This is a genomic window from Acinetobacter sp. UBA3106 (assembly GCA_002365595.1).
Classification (GTDB): domain Bacteria; phylum Pseudomonadota; class Gammaproteobacteria; order Pseudomonadales; family Moraxellaceae; genus Acinetobacter.
Window position 1 is genome coordinate 243,987 of record DFAM01000016.1, and the last position, 15,774, is coordinate 259,760.

The window sequence follows — 15,774 nt, forward strand, 5'->3', positions numbered from 1 at the left end:
ATTGCCATTGTGTTGTGGCTGCTCTTGTTCTCAGCCTGCTGGATGATGCTGTGGTTTCATCATGAACGGATTAAGGCCGTGCTGATTAGCGGCGCAGTCGGACTTGTCGTGACCCTGGTGTTTGTGACTTTATCTGCACCTGATCTGGCACTGACCCAAATCACGGTCGATGTAGTCACGACAGTATTACTGCTCATGAGCCTGTCCTTGCTGCCGCAGCTTACTCCTTACGAATCTAGTGTGTCACGGCGCTGGCGTGATGCCCTGATTGCCATTGGCAGTGGTTTCGGTATTGGCTGGATTAGCTGGCTGATGCTGACCCGTGACCACAATTCGATTTCATGGTTCTTTATGCAGCAGTCACTTCCACTCGGCGGTGGTTCCAATGTGGTCAACGTGATTCTGGTCGACTTCCGTGGTTTCGATACCTTTGGCGAAATTACCGTCTTGGGCATCGCTGCAATTGGCGCACTGTGTTTAATGGATGGTATGCGTGCACACGGCACCACCATTACTCAGGGACTGACCTACCGTTTTAATCCCTCTCCGCTGATGTTCCGTATTACCGCATCCTGGGTATTGCCTCTGGCATTGGTGGTGAGCCTGTATATCTTCCTACGTGGCCATAACCTGCCCGGCGGTGGATTTATTGCCGGCCTCATTACCTCATTGGCCTTGATCATCCAGTACATTGCCTTAGGGCAAGATCAGGCAGAACAAATGTTGAAAGCCAAATCAGGCCGTTTATATGAAATCTGGATTGGTTCAGGACTCACTATTGCAGGACTGACCGGACTGGGTGCCTGGTTCTGGGGACGTCCATTTCTGACCAGTGCGCATATCCATATCGCTCCGCCCCTGCTGGGTGATATACATTTAGCCTCTGCGGCATTATTTGATGTCGGGGTTTATGTCACCGTCGTCGGTGCCACCATGTTGATGATTTCTGTTCTGGGTGACTCGCGCCACTCCAGCATGTCTGGTCCAGTGTTGAAGAGGGAATAAAATGATCAGTCTGGAATTTTTACTTGCCTCTGCCATTGGCTTACTGTTTGCCACAGGAATTTACCTGATCTTGCGTGCACGTACTTTTCCCGTGGTTTTAGGACTGGCGATGATTGGTTATGCGGTCAATCTATTCCTGTTTGCCATAGGACGAATTCAGGTCAATGCCCCCGCTGTACTGACTGAAACCACAAAAGTGACCGATCCTTTACCTCAGGCACTGGTCTTGACTGCCATTGTAATTGGCTTTGCCACCACGGCCTTTATTGTCCAGCTGGCTTTGCGCAGCCGTTATGAAAGTGGTACTGACCACGTCGACTCGAAAGAGGAAATAAACCCGATTGACCCGCGTGAGGATGAGCCTTAATGAATGCCTTCATCCAGTTCTGGACTGAGCACACTCCAATATTCAGCATTTTAATTCCGGCATTTACTGGCTTTTTACTGGTTCTTTTGGGTAATCCCGGTACAGGTGCATTAGCACATGACTGGCGCCAGCCTTGGCGTCGTGGCATTAGTTATGTCTCGTCAATCCTGGGTTTAAGTACTGCCATCGTGTATTTAATATTCGCCAGCAGCGGGCAAATTAGCACCTATAACCTCAGTGAGTGGTCTGCACCCTTTGGTATTGTACTGGTTCTGGATCAGCTTTCTGCACTGATGCTGGTGCTGACCTATGCCTTGGCAACCCCAATTTTATGGTTTGCCAGCCATGCATGGGATACCCAAGGGCGCTATTTCCATGCCATGTTCCATTTTTTACTCATGGGCTTGTGCGGTGCATTCCTGACCGGGGATTTATTTAATTTATTCGTGTTCTTTGAAATCCTGTTGATGGCTTCTTATGTCCTACTTCTACATGGACAAGGCAAAGCCCGTTTTCAGCTGGGTATTCATTACGTCACCATCAACCTGCTGGCCTCTGCGCTGTTTCTGATTGGCTTAGGCATGATCTACGGCAGTGTCGGCAGTTTAAACATGGCCGATGTCGCACGTTTAATTCCGCTATTAGAACCGGATCAACATATCTTGGCTGTTGCGGGAGGCTTGCTGTTATTTGTGGTCTTTGGCATCAAGGCTGCTATGTTGCCGGTCGGTTTTTGGCTTCCGAAAACCTATGCCGTGGCCACGACTCCGGTGGCTGCCATTTTCACCATTATGACCAAAGTTGGCATTTATGCCATTCTTCGAGTCAATGGCACGATCTTCGATGACCGCTTAAGTCAGGACATTCTGGCGAACTGGTTACTTCCGATCGGTTTAGTCACCTCAGTGTATGGCGTAATTGGAGCCATTGGCGCGGAGCGGTTACGTCGTTTTGTTGGCTTTATGATTTTGTCCTCCATCGGCACCCTGCTGATTGCCATTTCATTATTTAATACTTTGGCCTGGGCGGCAGGACTGTACTATCTGGTGCACAGTACCCTTATTGGCGCTGCATTTTATCTGCTCTGCGGCTGGATTACCTCTCAACGCGGGATATTCAAAGATCATTTCAATATCGCTCCGCAAATGAAACAGCAAAAAGCAGTGTCCCTCACCTTCTTTTTGATTGCCTTAATGATGGCGGGTTTACCCCCTTTTAGTGGCTTTTTAGGCAAGATTTTTATCTTGCAGGCGACGTCACATTCCCCTTATCAAGGGGTGATTATTGGCGTGGTGTTGCTGGTGAGTTTACTCAGCATTATTGCGTTTACCCGGGTCGGTTTCATTCTGTTCTGGCGTGCCAGCAAACCTGAAACTCAAACGGATACTGAAGAATTTAAAGCGTATCAAGCTATACCCAATCATGCCCCAATACGCAATGACAAAACCATTTATCTGCTGTTGTCAGGCTTGGTGCTGTATATGGTTTGTGCCAATCCGATTCAGAAATATATGTTCAAAACGGCTGAACAGATCCAAAATAATACGTTATATGAAGGCGTGATTTTACACAGAGATGACTTGAATCAGGTGATTAGTGTACAACCTTACAACCCTGAAAATTTACCTGAAACCAAATATGGTGGTGAAACGGTCGATCCAAATGCACATCTGATTCCGTATATCATCTCTAAAGATACTTTAGAAGGTGAGCACATTTCAGAATATAAGCAACGCCAGATCAAGCAACAGCACGGACAGCAATCCGCTCAGCCGGATGATGCCAAACTCAAGCCTAGGGAGCCTTAAGCATGAAAACCTCATCGTTTTGGGAAAACTGGCTGCCCCATCCCTTTGTTTCCGTGATTGTGGCCTTAAGCTGGATCATGCTGGCGCATAGTCTGGATCCGGCAACCTTGCTGATGGCCTTATTGCTGGGCATTGTCATTCCGCGTTTAGTCAAACCCTTTATTGGGCATACTCCAAATATTCACTGGATTCTGGCTATAAAATTATTCTTTGTGGTGTTATGGGACATTATTGTTTGTAATATTAAAGTGGCCAAAATGGTTCTTGGACCCACCCGCAAGTTGCATCCTAAATGGTTTCGGGTGCCTTTGGAAACCCAGCATGAACAGGTCAATGTTTTACTGGCCCTGATTATTACCACTACACCGGGTACAGTGACGGCAGGGATTGATGATGATCGTGGCGACATTCTGGTGCATGCCTTGAGTACCGATAATGCCGAAGTCGATATTATCGAAATTAAAAATCGTTATGAAAAAGCGCTGATCGAAATCTTTGATGTGGAATTAGGAGAAGATTCATGACTATTTTGCCTTATGCACTCGGCTTGTGTATGGTCGCAATCACCATTTCCATGTTTCTTTGCCTGATTCGTATGGTGGTAGGCCCATCCATTGTAGACCGGCTTTTAGCATTGGATACCCTGTTTCTGAATGCGACCTGTCTGGTGGTCATTCTAGGCATCTACTGGACAAGTACCTCCTTATTTGAAGGGGCTTTACTGGTGGCCATGCTTGGATTCGTATCTACCGCAGCCCTGGCACGTTACTTTACCACTGGCCACGTGGTCGATTAGGAGCTACAGCAATGCAACTTATCATGGAAATTCTGGTCTCGATATTTTTGTTGATCGGCTCATTCTTCATGCTGGTGGGCGGCATTGGTATGGTACGTCTGCCAGATTTGTTTATGCGCCTGCATGCACCGACCAAATCCAGTACCTTGGGTCTGGGTAGCTTCCTGATTGCTGCCATGATTTTTTCCGCTTTTCAGGGACGCTTTGGTTTTGCCGAACTGTTGCTGACTTTACTGGCATTCATAACCGCACCCGTGTCTGCAAATTTAATGGCACAAGCTGCCTTGCACTTACGTTTACGCTCAACCAGTGGTGAAGTACCTGAAGCGCTTGAACGTCCTTTACCCTGGCAGCGGAGCCGTCGTCGTGCTCCGCAAAACCCAAATAAATCACCTGATGATCTAGACTAAATCAGCCCAGATTTAAAGGTATAAAAAAAGCCACCCGAAGGTGGCTTTTTTGTTTAGTGATTATTCATCATCTTTTTTTGCATCATCAGTAGGAGGTAAATCCTTCACTGCTTCTGCAATCAGACCAAACATATAGTTACCATATGCGTTGGTTTTGTCGTAATGGAAACGCAAACGAGGCGTTATCCGTGTCTTGATCCGACGACTCAGTTCATGACGCAAGAAACCAGATGCCTTGTTTAGCACATCTAAAGTTTCCTTGTTCGCCGCTTCACTTTGCTCATCGCCCAGCTCACGTCCCATGACGGTTACATAAACTTCGGCATATCCTAAATCTGGGCTAACTTTAACCGCAGAGATGGTCACCAGACCACCTAAGCGTGGATCTTTCAGCTCTTGGCGGATCAGTTCAGACAATTCTCGCTGAACTGAATCTCCCATACGCTTCAGACGTTGACTACCCGCCATTAAAGACTCCGTTTAATCAGTTGAACATCATACACTTCGATCTTGTCTTGTACTTTGATGTCTTTATAGCCTTTTACTGCAAGACCACATTCCATACCGGCACGAACTTCTTCAACCACTTCTTTATAGCGACGAAGAGATTCAAGCTCACCCTGGAACACCACCACATCATCACGAAGTACACGGATTGGCTTGTTACGGTGTAACATACCTTCAAGCACCATACAGCCTGCAGCTGCACCGAATTTGCTTGAGTGGAATACTTCACGTACTTCAGCCACACCCAGAATCGTTTCACGATGTTCAGGAGCAAGTTTACCGCTCATCGCTGCTTTCACGTCATCAATCAATTGATAGATGATGCTGTAGTAACGAATGTCGATACCGTCTGCATCTGCTTTTTGACGCGCAGTGTTGTCCGCACGAACGTTAAAGCCGAGAAGAACTGCTTCAGAAGATTCAGCCAGTGTTACGTCAGACTCAGTGATTGCACCGACACCTGAACCAATAATACGTACTTTTACTTCGTCAGTTGCAAGTTCAGCAAGCGCCACGTGTAATGCTTCCAATGTACCGCGTACATCAGTCTTAAGCACCACGTTGACGATAGGCACATCTTTCTTGCCCATAGACGCCATGATGTTTTCAAGACGCATTGCAGATTGACGCTCAAGACGTTTTTGGCGTTCACGATCCATACGCGCATCGGCAACTTCACGTGCTTTTTTCTCGTCATTCACAACAAGAACTTCGTCACCTGCCATTGGCGCTTCTGGAAGACCCAGAATTTCCACAGGAATCGAAGGACCTGCCGATTTAATACGTTGACCGTTTTCATCTGTCATCGCACGAACACGACCATAAGATGAACCAGCAAGAACTAAATCACCTACTTTCAAGGTACCGTTTTGTACAAGAATAGACGCAACCGCACCACGACCCTTGTCTACACGTGCTTCGATTACCACACCTTGTGCAGCACCTTCTTCAGACGCTTTCAATTCAAGCAATTCAGATTGAATCAAAATCAAGTCTAGAAGTTCATCGATACCTTGACCAGAATGTGCTGAAACCATGGCTACTGGTACATCACCGCCCCATTGTTCAGGCACGATTTCTTTAGTCGTCAATTCGTTCAATACGCGATCTGGATCGGCAGATTCTTTATCCATCTTGTTGATTGCAACAATGATTGGTGTACCTGCAGCACGCGCGTGATCAATTGCTTCAGCAGTTTGTGGCATTACACCATCATCCGCTGCAACAACAAGTACCACGATATCAGTTGCTTTAGCACCACGTGAACGCATTGAAGTAAACGCTGCGTGTCCCGGAGTATCCAAGAAAGTGATAATGCCTTTATCGGTTTTAACGTGATAAGCACCGATATGCTGGGTAATACCACCCGCTTCGCCTGCAGCCACTTTGGTGCGACGGATACGGTCAAGCAGCGATGTCTTACCATGGTCAACGTGACCCATGATCGTTACTACAGGAGCACGAGTTGTTTGAGCACCACGTGCTTCTTCAGCCGCTTCAAGCAAGTTATCTTCAGCCTGAGTATCAGAAACTAGAACTGGGTTGTGGCCCATTTCTTCAACCACAAGTGCTGCAATCTCTTGATCAATGGCTTGGTTCTGAGTAACCAGTTCACCCATTTTCATCAGTGATTTAATGACTTCACGAACCTTGATTGCCATTTTCGCTGCTAAGTCAGCAACAACAATGGTTTCACCAATTTCGACATCATAAACCTGTTTCTTAACAGGTTTTTCAAAGCCATGCTTGTTGCCCTGACTGGTTTTTAGACCACGTTTAGGCTGTTTACTAAAGCTTTGCTCTTCCTGACCACGACGTCCACCTTTTTTTGGTGCACGTGTACTTGTGGTATTACCACCACGTTTGATTTCGCGGTCTTCTTTAGCAAATGAATCTTCATATGCCTGACCCACGAGACCCGCAGCCAATGGAGAATCATCAACAACACGAATGGTTGCAGTGGTATCTTCAGAAGTGTATTTCGACGCCATCTGACGCATTTGTTCAAGCGTACGTTGTTGAGCTTCTTCAGCCGACTTACGACGTGCTGCTTCTTCAACTGCTTTTAACTGTGCAGCTTGAGCTTCACGTAATTTTTTCTGTTCAGCTGTTTCAACTTGCTTAACCGTTTGTTTTACAATCGGTTTGTTGTTTGACTTACGTGTCACAACAACAGCAGCTTTAGATACTTCTTGCTTAGCCGTTTCTTGCTTAGCGGCAGCACGCATTGCTTCTAAAGCTTGTTTCGCTTTAGATACCGGTTGTTGCTTAGACTCTTCAGCTTTCGCTGCTGGCTTTGACTCAGCTTCACGCGAGTTTTGTTCAGCCTGAGCCTTGGCTAAAGCTTCAGCCTTAATTTGTTCCGGATCCGGCTTAACAAATGTATGCTTCTTACGAACTTCTACATTAATTGTTTTCGCCTTACCTGATGTACTGGCCACTTTAGCAGTACTGGTTGTTTTACGTTTCAACGTGATTTTTCCTGCATGCCCATCGTCTTGACCATGAACTTTCTTCAAATGGTTAACGAGGGTATTTTGTTGTTCAGTGGAAATAATATCTTCAGCTTTACGTTGGGGTAAACCTGCGTCACGAACCTGCTCTAGGAGCTTCTCAACGGGGCGATCCACGCTGAGAGCCAACTCTTTAATCGACTTGTCCGTCATATATTTCCTCCTAGTTAAACCATGATTCGCGCGCTTTCATAATAAGTTGACCCGCTTTTTCCGCGCCTAAACCTTCAATATCTTCAATATCGTCAGTGGCTTGGTCAGCTAGATCATCTACAGTTACCACACCGCGAGCCGCAAGGGCATATGCGATTTCCTGTGTCATCCCTTGCATTGCCACAAGTTCTGCACTTGGTTCTTGAATGTTTTCTTGTTGTTTTAACGCGTCTGCCAATGTAATTTCTTTCGCACGGCTTTGCAATAATTCAACAGTATCAGCATCCAACTCAATTTCATCAAATGTTTCAGCTGGAACATAAGCAATTTCTTCAAGTGAAGTAAAGCCCATCTCAACCAAAGCCATTGCCAAATCTTCATCAATATCCAGACGGCTAACAAACATGTCGAGATATTGCTGAGCTTCGTTTTGTTGGCGTGCGTAGAATTCTTCTTCGAGCATCATATCCAGTTTGTAGCCTGTCAATTCAGAGGCTAAACGGACATTTTGACCTTGTGAACCAATCGCACGTGCCAACTGATCGCTTGCTGCGAAAATGATATCTGCACTGTGAACATCTTCATCAATCACAATACTCGATACATCTGCAGGTTCTAAGGCACTGGCGATGTACTGTGCTGGATCATCAGACCACACCACTACATCAATACGCTCACCATTCAATTCTGATTGTACGGCCTGGATACGTGTACCACGCATACCAATACATGCACCTACAGGATCAATACGGTGATCGTTAGTTTTCACAGCAATTTTAGCACGAACGCCCGGTTGGCGTGCAGCTGCTTTAATTTCAATGATTTCTTCAGAAATTTCAGGAATTTCTTTCTTCATCAACGCAATCAGCATTTCAGGACGGGCACGTGACAATAACAGTTGTGCACCACGACCTTCACGATTCACGCTATATAAAATCGCGTTTACACGTTGCTTAGGACGAAGAATCTCTTTAGGAATCATCTCTTCACGAGCAAGATATGCTTCAGCATTGTCACCCAAGTCAATAATAAAGCCATCTTTGGTTTGTTTTTTCACTTCACCGTAGATGAGTTCACCAACTTTAGATTCATAGGCATCAGCGACTAGAGCACGTTCAGCTTCACGAATTTTTTGCACAATCACCTGTTTGGCAATTTGCGCAGCAATTCGACCGAAATCAATTGATTCAACTTCGAGTTCACGAATGTCACCAATTGACCACTGAGCAGGATCGACATCCGAAATCGCATCCTGACATGCAGGCATTTCGTGATCTTCATCAGCCACTACTTCCCATTGACGGAAAGTACGGTAGTCGCCTGTTTTACGATCGATTTCTACACGTAAACGTGCTTCTTCCGAGTTTGTGCCTTCATAAAATTTCTTTTTAGTCGCAGCTACAAGCGCTTGTTCTAGCGCTTCAAAGATCGCTTCACGAGGTACACCTTTTTCGTTACTAACCGTTTCTACTACGGTAAGAATTTCACGTGCCATAAGTCACCTATTCGTTCAGATTCTTATTTATTGGATAAATTAATCTTGGTAAATCAAATTTGCTTTGTCGATATTATGACTATCAATTTCAAGAACTTGTTGTTTTTCAACTTCTACTTGAATGATTTCATTTTCAAGATCAACAGCAATCAGTTTTGCTTGAAATTTACGACGGTTATCTACAGCACTAATCAGACGTAATGCGACTTGCTGTCCAATATAGGCTGGCATTTGTTCGAGCTGGAAAAATGGACGATCCCAACCTGGAGAAGAGACTTCAAGAGAATATTCACCAGAAATTGGATCATGTACATCAAGCATGGCACCCACTTGCTGTGTTACGCGAACACAATCTTGTACGCCGATACCTCGACCCTGCTCTAGTTCGCCTTCTTCATTCATAACAGGCTGTGCATCAGTTTCGCCTGCTTTATCAATATAGATACGCAATAAAGAACGTTTTCCTTGAGGAATAAATTCGATTCCCCAAAGATCTACATTGCATGCTTGCACTGCAGGAGCGATTAAGTCTTGGAGTGCTTGAGTTTTATTTGATAGCTTCATTTACTCTCGTTATTAAGGTGCGATTTAATGGTCGCGGTGACCGGTTCAGACTAACTCAACTATATTAGTAGTGAAACATGACGATTTGACCAATAAATGTCGGACACTACACGATAGCCAATAAAAAAGGGCGTAATCGCCCCTATTTACACAGAAAAACCAAAGTCCACTGTGCAAAAAGGCCCACCTTTTTGTGAGCCTTTTAGAAACTTGGTAGCGGGAGCTGGATTTGAACCAACGACCTTCGGGTTATGAGCCCGACGAGCTACCAGACTGCTCCATCCCGCATCAACGTGCAAAAATTATATACAATCTGCTGATCATTTTCAATCAAAAACTCTTCAGCGATTGTTTGATTAAGTTGCACCTTAATCAAAAGTGGTAGCCGGAGCTGGATTTGAACCAACAACCTTCGCCAGTTTATGGAGAGTTGAGCCTGATGAGCAATCAACTATTCAATAAATAGCATTTCTACACACTTAAAAACTTGGTAGCGGGAGCTGGATTTGAACCAACGACCTTCGGGTTATGAGCCCGACGAGCTACCAGACTGCTCCATCCCGCAACAACATTACAAAAAATTAATCTCACCTTAAATACTCAAGGTGCTTATTTCAGTTTGCATCTAAAATAAAGATTGGTAGCGGGAGCTGGATTTGAACCAACGACCTTCGGGTTATGAGCCCGACGAGCTACCAGACTGCTCCATCCCGCATCAACAGATTTGCTGCTTACACCCACTTATGTTCTGGATTATAAGTTGGTGCGGAAGGGGGGACTTGAACCCCCACGCCCGAAGGCACTACCACCTCAAGGTAGCGTGTCTACCAATTCCACCACCACCGCAGCTGTGTCGCATTCTAGTCGGATCAGACCCAAAAAGAAAGAACTAAATATATTTATTCGCCTGTTTTCGGTGCAACTGGTGAAGTTTCACTCGAATTTGCCGGAGCCGTGGTTGTTGTTTGTACCGATTTTAAGCTATAGGCATCACTGGTCTGCTTTTTGGCAAAAATAGCTAAACTCAAGCTCGTTACAAAAAACAAAGCTGTTAATATGGCAGTTAGACGGGTTAAAAAATTGGCTGAACCTGAAGCGCCAAAGACGGTTGCAGCACCGCCCCCACCAAATGAGGCACCTGCATCTGCCCCTTTACCATGTTGTACCAGAATCAATACAATCATTAAAAGGGCTAAGATAATATGTACTACCAGCACAAAAGTTTGCATGCTGAACTCCTAATTATTTTGTATTTGCAAAAGCCTGAGCAATTTTATAGAAAGACTCTGCATTTAAAGATGCACCACCAACCAGCGCACCATTAATATCTGGACAGGCAGCCAACTCTACTGCATTTTCTGGCTTAACACTACCACCATATAAAATCGCCATGCTTGCACCCACAGATGTAATTTGAGTCAAACCTGCACGAATTTTGGCATGCATTGCCTGTGCATCTTCAGGTGAAGCAGTTTTACCGGTACCAATTGCCCAGATAGGTTCATAGGCTACGATAATATTTTTCCACTGCTCAGCCTGCACCACTGCGGCAATATCACAGATTTGCTGCAAGACCACCTGCTCTGCCTGACCATTTTCACGCTGTTCCAAGCTTTCACCGACGCAATAAATAATGGTTAAGCCTGCATTTAAAGCATTCTTCACTTTTTCATTTAAAATTTGAGCGGTTTCAGCAAAAATCTCGCGACGTTCTGAATGACCAATCAGTACAAAACCGATCTGATGATCTTTCAATAAGTCAGCACTCACCTCACCGGTATAGGCGCCCGTACCGGCAATACGAGAAATATCCTGCGCAACGGTATAAACAGGATGGGCTGCACTTGCCAGTTCCGCTTGAACAGCGCTCAAAGCCAGCATAGTGGGAGCAATACCCAAATAGCAATTTGGTTCTTTAATTTCATTATTTTGCAATAATTTTTTAAAATCTTTTAGTAACGCTTTTGCGTCTGCCTGCATTGGGTTCATTTTCCAATTGCCGACAACCCAAGGAGTAATAGTCGAACCCGACATACAGTAACCTATTAAAAACAATTCATTAAACCGCGCACATTCTACACGGAATTCAAGATTTTTCAGAAAATTTTCATATAGCTTTTTTATCTCATTCTTATTTTTTGCAACCTCGACTTTTACCTTAAAGAAAAAACTTCCTCCTGTAATTACGACTGGTTCAAAGTTTTATGTGATATTAAGTAGATGACAACATTTTAAGATATGGTATTTTTATACAACAAAAGTATAATTCAAATATACCAATTATAAACAAATTGATTAAGCAGGCATATTCAAGCATGGCAGCATTACAAAGTTCACCTAGATTCACTGGTTTTATTCGGCGGTTAGTTGAAGATGGCTTAGTTTCTGCTGAAAATATGCAGAATGCGATGGCGAATGCCAAAAAAGCCAATCAGGATATTGTCCCTTTTTTAATTGATCAGTTAAAGATTTCAGCTCTAGATATTGCCGAGAAAATTTCTCAAGAATTTGGAGAGCCTCTTTTTGATTTGAGCGCCTATGATTCTGCGCAAATTATCCGAGAAGGGATAGATGAAAAACTCATTAGTAAACATTGCATTCTGCCCATTTTTAAACGTGGCAATTTACTCTACGTCGCCACCAGCAATCCCACCAATATAGATGCTATGGATGCGATTCGCTTCAGCAGTAAAATGAATATTGAAGCGATTATTGTAGAACACCCAAAATTACACAAACTCATCGAACAAAATTTTACTCAAGCGGACAGTTTTGAATTTTCTGATGATGATATCGATCTCGATCTCGAACAAGAAGATTTCAACAAATCTGCGGATGAAGATGATGGTCCACCACAAGCGGATGAGGCCCCTATTGTAAAATATATCAATAAATTATTGATTGATGCGATTCGTATGGGTGCCTCCGATTTACATTTTGAACCTTATGAGAAATCATACCGTGTTCGTTATCGTATTGATGGCGTGTTACGTCAGATTGCCAATCCTCCCCTACAACTTGCTACACGCCTGGCCTCGCGTTTAAAAGTCATGTCACAAATGGACATTTCTGAAAAGCGCTTACCTCAAGATGGACGGATTAAGCTTAAGCTTTCAAAAACCAAAGCCATCGACTTTCGTGTTAACTCTTTACCGACCCTATTTGGGGAAAAACTGGTACTACGTATTCTGGATCCATCTAGTGCCATGCTAGGTATTGATGCCTTGGGTTATGAACCAGAGCAAAAAGAACTGTTTATGCAAGCCTTGGAGAAGCCTCAAGGCATGCTGTTGATTACAGGTCCAACCGGTTCTGGTAAAACCGTATCCCTGTATACGGGCTTGAATATTTTAAATCGCGAAGACACCAATATTTCCACTGCAGAAGATCCTGTAGAAATTAACTTGGAAGGAATTAATCAGGTCAATGTCAATGCTAAAGTGGGTTTAACTTTCTCGGCTGCGCTTAAATCATTCTTACGTCAAGATCCCGATATTGTGATGGTCGGTGAGATTCGAGATTTAGAAACCGCAGAAATTGCTGTTAAAGCTGCTCAGACGGGTCATATGGTAATGTCTACGCTACACACCAACAGTGCACCAGAAACCTTGACCCGTTTACGTAATATGGGCGTCCCTTCCTTTAATATTGCGACCTCCGTCAACTTGGTGATTGCACAACGTTTAGCACGTCGTTTATGCTCTCAATGTAAAGTACCTGCAGATATTCCGGAACCGAGTTTGTTAGAAATGGGTTTTAGAGAAGAAGATCTTCAACATGAAGACTTTCAGGTCTATCAACCTGTAGGCTGTTCCGAGTGCCGTGAGGGTTATAAAGGTCGTGTTGGTATTTATGAAGTCATGAAAGTGACACCTGAAATTTCGAAAATTATTATGGAAGATGGCAATGCACTAGAAATTGCAGCAGCATCTCAAAAATCGGGGTTTAATAATTTAAGACGTTCAGGATTAATCAAGGTTATGCAGGGGGTGACTTCCCTACAGGAAGTCAATCGTGTAACCAGTGAATAAATGAAAATTTAAAAATAAGGATAAATGCACATGGCTGCCAAAAAAGCACAGATGATGCCAACCTTCAGTTATGAAGGCATTGATCGTAAAGGGGAAAAGCTTAAGGGAGAATTACCTGCGCGTAATATGGCACTTGCTAAAGTGACTTTACGCAAGCAAGGAATTACCATTAAGACCATTCGGGAAAAAAGAAAAAATATTTTCGAAGGCTTAATGAAAAAGAAAGTCAGCACGCTCGATATCACTATTTTTACTCGTCAACTGGCAACCATGATGAAAGCCGGTGTACCCCTCGTGCAGAGCTTTGAAATCGTCGCTGAAGGCTTAGAAAATCCATCCATGCGTGAAGTTGTATTAGGGATTAAAGGTGAAGTCGAAGGCGGGAATACCTTTGCTGGTGCACTTAAAAAATATCCTCAATATTTTGATAACTTATTTTGCTCATTGGTTGAATCTGGTGAACAGTCAGGCGCCTTGGAAACTATGCTGGATCGCGTCGCAATTTATAAAGAGAAAAGTGAGCTTTTAAAGCAAAAAATCAAAAAAGCCATGAAGTATCCAGCAACTGTTGTAGTTGTAGCTGTTATTGTTACTATTATTTTGATGGTCAAAGTGGTACCGGTATTCGAAGAATTATTTAGTTCATTTGGTGCAGATTTGCCGGCCTTTACCAAAATGGTGGTGAATATGTCTGAATGGATGCAAAAATATTGGTTTATTCTGATCATTGCAGTTGGTGCAATAATTGCTGGATTCCTTGAAGCAAAAAAACGTAGTAAAAAATTCCGTGACTTCCTCGATAGAGCTGCACTTAAAGCACCTATTTTTGGCGATCTTGTTTATAAAGCCATTATTGCCCGTTACAGTCGAACCTTAGCGACTACTTTTGCTGCCGGTGTTCCCTTGATTGATGCCTTGGAATCTACTGCTGGTGCAACTAACAACGTGGTTTATGAAACTGCGGTAATGAAAATCCGTGATGATGTAGCAACTGGTCAACAATTACAGTTTGCCATGCGAGTGACCAACAAATTCCCTTCTATGGCTGTACAGATGGTCGCCATTGGTGAAGAATCGGGTGCACTGGATGCCATGCTGGATAAAGTCGCCACTCATTTTGAAAATGAAGTCGACAATGCAGTAGATGGCCTAACCTCAATGATGGAACCTCTAATCATGGCTGTACTTGGGGTACTGGTCGGCGGTCTGGTGATTGCCATGTATCTCCCAATTTTCCAAATGGGCTCTGTGGTTTAATGCAAGAATTTATCGCTTATTTTATGATTAACCCAACTGCTTTGTATCTTGCAGTTGGGCTTTTTAGTCTCTGTATTGGCAGTTTTTTAAATGTCGTGATCTATCGCACGCCGAAAATGATGGAACAGGAATGGCGGCAGGACTGCCAAATATTGCTGCATCCTGAACACGCCATGATTGATGAAACAAAGATCACCCTCAGCAAGCCTGATTCAACCTGTCCGAAATGCCAGACCTCCATTCGCTGGTATCAAAACATTCCTGTCATCAGCTGGCTGGTTTTACGTGGTAAATGCGGTTCGTGCAAAAACCCAATTAGTATTCGTTATCCTTTGATTGAATTATTGACTGCTGCGTGTTCCCTGATCATTGTGGTAGTCTTCGGCCCTACCCTACAGATGCTGTTTGGTCTAATTCTCACCTGGGTTTTGATCGCACTTACCTTTATTGATTTTGACACCCAACTTCTACCTGACCGTTATACTTTAACCTTGGCAGCACTGGGTTTAGGCATTAATAGTTATGCTATTTATACCAGTCCAACATCCGCCATCTGGGGCTATATTATTGGTTTCCTGTGTTTGTGGATTGTCTATTATCTGTTTAAGATGATTACCGGTAAAGAAGGCATGGGCTATGGTGATTTTAAACTCCTTGCAGCCTTAGGAGCCTGGATGGGGCCATTGATGCTGCCACTCATCGTATTACTTTCTTCTTTTGTGGGTGCAATCATTGGCATCATTCTGCTAAAAATCCGTAAAGAGAACCAGCCTTTTGCTTTTGGTCCTTATATCGCCATTGCTGGTTGGATTGCGTTTATTTGGGGTGAGCAGATCATGAAAATCTATTTAGGACAGTAATTTTTAGG

Annotated in this window: 15 protein-coding genes and 4 tRNA genes; 9 read left to right on the forward strand and 10 right to left on the reverse strand. The window is 44.0% G+C overall.

The window, feature by feature from the left end:
• From mbhE to B4C48_RS09110, 6 genes are all read left to right on the forward strand, one after another.
• Positions 1-1,005, forward strand: a 1,005-nt coding sequence (mbhE, locus tag B4C48_RS09085; protein WP_291355718.1) for a hydrogen gas-evolving membrane-bound hydrogenase subunit E, incomplete at its 5' end; no start/stop codon positions are given.
• A gap of 1 nt (position 1,006) precedes the next feature.
• Positions 1,007-1,372: a Na+/H+ antiporter subunit C gene (locus B4C48_RS09090; protein ID WP_291355719.1), complete on the forward strand. Its 366-nt coding sequence runs from the start codon at positions 1,007-1,009 to the stop codon at positions 1,370-1,372.
• The gene (locus B4C48_RS09095) at positions 1,372-3,180 is read left to right on the forward strand and encodes a monovalent cation/H+ antiporter subunit D (RefSeq protein ID WP_291355721.1); all 1,809 of its coding nucleotides are present in this window, start codon (positions 1,372-1,374) and stop codon (positions 3,178-3,180) included. The genes B4C48_RS09090 and B4C48_RS09095 overlap by 1 nt, the downstream gene beginning before the upstream one ends.
• Positions 3,181-3,182: 2 nt before the next feature.
• Positions 3,183-3,704 carry a Na+/H+ antiporter subunit E gene (locus tag B4C48_RS09100; RefSeq protein ID WP_291355723.1) on the forward strand — a complete coding sequence of 174 codons (522 nt, stop codon included), beginning with the start codon at positions 3,183-3,185 and terminating at the stop codon, positions 3,702-3,704.
• Positions 3,701-3,976 carry a monovalent cation/H+ antiporter subunit F gene (locus B4C48_RS09105; RefSeq protein ID WP_291355725.1) on the forward strand — a complete coding sequence of 92 codons (276 nt, stop codon included), beginning with the start codon at positions 3,701-3,703 and terminating at the stop codon, positions 3,974-3,976. The genes B4C48_RS09100 and B4C48_RS09105 overlap by 4 nt, the downstream gene beginning before the upstream one ends.
• Positions 3,977-3,987: 11 nt before the next feature.
• On the forward strand, positions 3,988-4,386 hold the full coding sequence (locus tag B4C48_RS09110; RefSeq protein WP_291355727.1) for a Na+/H+ antiporter subunit G: 399 nt from the start codon (positions 3,988-3,990) through the stop codon (positions 4,384-4,386).
• Between the two features lie 60 nt (positions 4,387-4,446).
• Here the strand turns inward: B4C48_RS09110 and B4C48_RS09115 are convergent, their stop codons facing one another.
• From B4C48_RS09115 to tpiA, 10 genes are all read right to left on the reverse strand, one after another.
• Complete coding sequence (locus tag B4C48_RS09115; protein WP_291355729.1) at positions 4,447-4,854, reverse strand: ribosome-binding factor A; 408 nt, start codon at positions 4,852-4,854, stop codon at positions 4,447-4,449.
• On the reverse strand, positions 4,854-7,559 hold the full coding sequence (gene infB, locus B4C48_RS09120; protein WP_291355731.1) for a translation initiation factor IF-2: 2,706 nt from the start codon (positions 7,557-7,559) through the stop codon (positions 4,854-4,856). The genes B4C48_RS09115 and infB overlap by 1 nt, the downstream gene beginning before the upstream one ends.
• A gap of 10 nt (positions 7,560-7,569) precedes the next feature.
• Positions 7,570-9,054, reverse strand: a complete 1,485-nt coding sequence (gene nusA, locus B4C48_RS09125; RefSeq protein ID WP_291355733.1) for a transcription termination factor NusA — start codon at positions 9,052-9,054, stop codon at positions 7,570-7,572.
• Positions 9,055-9,093: 39 nt separating this feature from the next.
• Complete coding sequence (rimP, locus tag B4C48_RS09130) at positions 9,094-9,618, reverse strand: ribosome maturation factor RimP (RefSeq protein WP_291355735.1); 525 nt, start codon at positions 9,616-9,618, stop codon at positions 9,094-9,096.
• A 211-nt stretch (positions 9,619-9,829) separates the two neighbouring features.
• Positions 9,830-9,906 (reverse strand) — tRNA-Met (locus B4C48_RS09135).
• Between the two features lie 200 nt (positions 9,907-10,106).
• Positions 10,107-10,183 (reverse strand) — tRNA-Met (locus tag B4C48_RS09140).
• Positions 10,184-10,256: 73 nt separating this feature from the next.
• Positions 10,257-10,333 (reverse strand) — tRNA-Met (locus B4C48_RS09145).
• Between the two features lie 46 nt (positions 10,334-10,379).
• Positions 10,380-10,464 (reverse strand) — tRNA-Leu (locus tag B4C48_RS09150).
• Positions 10,465-10,517: 53 nt separating this feature from the next.
• Positions 10,518-10,847 (reverse strand): preprotein translocase subunit SecG, encoded by a 330-nt coding sequence (secG, locus tag B4C48_RS09155; protein ID WP_291355737.1) that lies wholly within the window; start codon positions 10,845-10,847, stop codon positions 10,518-10,520.
• Between the two features lie 13 nt (positions 10,848-10,860).
• Positions 10,861-11,652 carry a triose-phosphate isomerase gene (tpiA, locus tag B4C48_RS09160; protein ID WP_291355739.1) on the reverse strand — a complete coding sequence of 264 codons (792 nt, stop codon included), beginning with the start codon at positions 11,650-11,652 and terminating at the stop codon, positions 10,861-10,863.
• Between the two features lie 281 nt (positions 11,653-11,933).
• On the opposite strand from tpiA, the gene pilB reads away from it, so the two are divergent.
• From pilB to B4C48_RS09175, 3 genes are read left to right on the forward strand one after another with little or no spacing between them, the layout of a single operon-like run.
• Positions 11,934-13,649, forward strand: a complete 1,716-nt coding sequence (pilB, locus tag B4C48_RS09165) for a type IV-A pilus assembly ATPase PilB (protein ID WP_291355741.1) — start codon at positions 11,934-11,936, stop codon at positions 13,647-13,649.
• A gap of 30 nt (positions 13,650-13,679) precedes the next feature.
• Positions 13,680-14,906, forward strand: a complete 1,227-nt coding sequence (locus tag B4C48_RS09170) for a type II secretion system F family protein (RefSeq protein WP_291355743.1) — start codon at positions 13,680-13,682, stop codon at positions 14,904-14,906.
• Entirely contained in the window at positions 14,906-15,766 is an 861-nt protein-coding gene (locus tag B4C48_RS09175) for a prepilin peptidase (protein WP_291355745.1), read from the forward strand. Before B4C48_RS09170 ends, B4C48_RS09175 begins: the two co-directional genes overlap by 1 nt.
• Positions 15,767-15,774: the final 8 nt, after the last annotated feature.